This is a genomic window from Blautia sp. MSK20_18, from assembly GCF_020553125.1.
GTDB lineage: Bacteria > Bacillota > Clostridia > Lachnospirales > Lachnospiraceae > Blautia_A > Blautia_A fusiformis.
The window spans coordinates 1-493 of the sequence record NZ_JAJCGR010000101.1 but is presented as its reverse complement, the minus strand read 5'-3'; the positions used below and the strand labels follow the sequence as shown (position 1 = coordinate 493).

1 protein-coding gene is annotated in these 493 nt (G+C 42.4%); it reads left to right on the top strand.

The window, feature by feature from the left end; genetic code table 11:
• A partial coding sequence (locus LI091_RS18410; protein WP_265191453.1) for an IS200/IS605 family accessory protein TnpB-related protein occupies window positions 1-493 on the top strand: 493 nt, incomplete at both ends.

Sequence of the window (493 nt, the reverse complement as noted above, 5' to 3'; positions counted from 1 at the left end):
AGATATTACGATAAAGAGATTGCAAGGATACAGTCCCAGTGGGCAAGAACTCAGGCGGAGCATGGAGTAAAATATCCGAAATTATCCAAACATGCGCAAAGGCTATATCAGAGTAAACGAAATCACATCCATGATTATCTTCATAAAGTCACACGCTGTATGACCATGTATTGCAAACTGCACAACATCCACACAGTCATCATTGGCGATTGGACCAATATACGAAAAGACAAGGACTTTGGAGATAAGACGAATCAGAAACTCCACAGCCTGCCATTTAAACAACTGACAAACATGCTGGCTTATAAACTGGCTTTGGAAGGAATCCGCCTGGAAATAATCAGCGAAGCATATTCCAGTCAGACAAGTCCATTGGCTCCAGATGTCAGCCGGAGATATGCGAAAAAGTCGAATCGTGTGGAGCGTGGATTATACATAGATAATGATTTTGCCTGGAATGCAGATTGCGTTGGAGCATTCAACATATTGCGAC